This is a genomic window from Corynebacterium hiratae (assembly GCF_009708045.1).
GTDB lineage: Bacteria > Actinomycetota > Actinomycetes > Mycobacteriales > Mycobacteriaceae > Corynebacterium > Corynebacterium hiratae.
In genome coordinates this window covers 1-1,308 of sequence record NZ_VIOG01000032.1, presented here as the reverse complement: position 1 = coordinate 1,308, position 1,308 = coordinate 1, and the positions used below count along the sequence as shown (strand labels likewise).

The window sequence follows — 1,308 nt, the reverse complement described above, 5'->3', positions numbered from 1 at the left end:
GTGTCAGATGCGAGTTTTTGGTACCGGTGTTCTGGGGACTCGGTACTGCCGTGTTCCGAGTAGTTGGTACCGGGCCGAGGGGTGCGTCGGCCCGGACGGGCTACAATTTCAGGGTGGAATCACAGCTAGTCGCCTACATCGATGAGTCCTCCGCCCTTAGACCCCCAGACCGGCAGGAGTACATGGTGTGTGCAGCCATCATCGACACTCAAGACTTGGAAAAAATACGCGAGGAGCTGCGTCCACTACGACTTCCTGGCCAGGTCAAACTTCACTGGACCGACGAACGTAATAGCCGACGCCGAAAAATCGTGGACACCCTTTCTGAGATCGACTCCATGCAAGCGATCATCACCCACCAGAGTGAAGTGAGCAAGAAGACGGAGAGGCACCGTAGGAAATGCTTGGAGCAGATGTACTTCGAGCTCTCCGAGATGCACGTCCACAACGTCACTTTGGAAAGCCGGCAAGAAGCACAAAACAGGCGAGACGTCGCCCATATAGTTGCCCTGCAGGGCCAGGGACAAAGTGCTGGCATCCGACTGCGACACGTACGCGGTGGCGATGATCCCCTGCTCTGGATTCCAGATGCCGTTCTGGGAGCACTGAACTCCCTCCATCTAGGGGAAGAGCAGTACTGGGAGAAGCTGCACGAGAAAGTGGTCCTCAACCGTCCCACCCCGGATTCCCTCTAGAGGCAAGCGAAGACCCTGGGTCCAGTCGTCCGGCTGGGGTCCCAGGGTCTTCTTCCGATCCTGTCGTAACAGGTGGCAATAACACTAGGGTAGCACCATTTGGCACCATTTGGCACCGATAGGTCCCGTCCGTTTCCTTAGCTGGATCGGCGGCCTCATCCTGGTTTCCTGACAAAATCCACATCGACCAAGCCGAACGCAGCGGGCTAAATATCACTCTGCTCAATACCCCTAGACGTTGACACCGACATGCCCCGCCGAGATACAGCAGTGAAGTGCCCCGAGTTTTGTTCCTAGGCATTTGCCTTGATTTCTATTATTTCCTGTGGCGGGCCCTCATCAGAGATGACTTTCTTTGCACGGGATACTTCCCGTCGTGAATACCTCAATGCGTGTGTGATCTGAGCATAGCTAGCACCATCAAGGCACATCGCAATGATCTGCTTGAAGTTGGCCACAAGGAGCAGCTCCTTCCAAGTAGAAGTTGACGCAACACCAGCGGATTGTGGTGTCGCCAACATCAACTATGAAAGAAACCCCATGCAGTACCGGATACACGGAACACCGGTACCAACTACGCGGACTCGCGGTACCAACTACCCCAAATCGACAT

The 1,308-nt window shown here is 55.1% G+C and carries 2 protein-coding genes; one reads left to right on the top strand and one right to left on the bottom strand.

What is annotated here, in order from left to right:
- The first annotated feature begins 113 nt into the window (after positions 1-113).
- Positions 114-695: a hypothetical protein gene (locus FME68_RS12910; RefSeq protein ID WP_328287861.1), complete on the top strand. Its 582-nt coding sequence runs from the start codon at positions 114-116 to the stop codon at positions 693-695.
- A 293-nt stretch (positions 696-988) separates the two neighbouring features.
- Here FME68_RS12910 and FME68_RS12905 read toward each other — a convergent pair whose 3' ends face one another.
- The gene (locus FME68_RS12905) at positions 989-1,153 is read right to left on the bottom strand and encodes a hypothetical protein (protein ID WP_158397781.1); all 165 of its coding nucleotides are present in this window, start codon (positions 1,151-1,153) and stop codon (positions 989-991) included.
- Positions 1,154-1,308 lie beyond the last annotated feature (155 nt).